Genomic DNA, 360 nt, shown 5'->3' with positions numbered 1-360 from the left:
TTGGTCTAACCCTTAGAGTCAACTCTAAGAGACCAAATCATAAATTTTATTATCTTCTATGCAGTTTTCAAAGAACATGTTATTTTTCTATAAAATCGCGCCTAACTGCGTCAAACTCATTCTGCTTGTCTCACGTAATTACCATTACGCTTCAACTTCGCATCACTCGTTTTCCTTGTTAATCATCGATTTTATTAGAAAAATTGTTGAGAGTTGACCTCTCAAAACTGAACAATAAAGGCGACCAAAGTTTCGACCTAGTGTGACATCTAGCATCTTGTGCTAGTGTATGTCTCCCTAGAAAGGAGGTGATCCAGCCGCACCTTCCGATACGGCTACCTTGTTACGACTTCACCCCAA

Annotated in this window: 1 rRNA gene; it reads right to left on the bottom strand. The window is 39.4% G+C overall.

The annotated features are described in order from the left end of the window. Positions 1 to 301: 301 nt before the first annotated feature. A 16S ribosomal RNA gene (locus EO117_RS09125) occupies positions 302 to 360 on the bottom strand; the annotation flags it as partial.

Origin of the sequence: Veillonella sp. VA142 (assembly GCF_003992135.1) — a bacterium.
In the GTDB taxonomy this organism is placed as follows: domain Bacteria; phylum Bacillota; class Negativicutes; order Veillonellales; family Veillonellaceae; genus F0422.
This window is presented reverse-complemented; position numbering and strand designations above follow the sequence as displayed.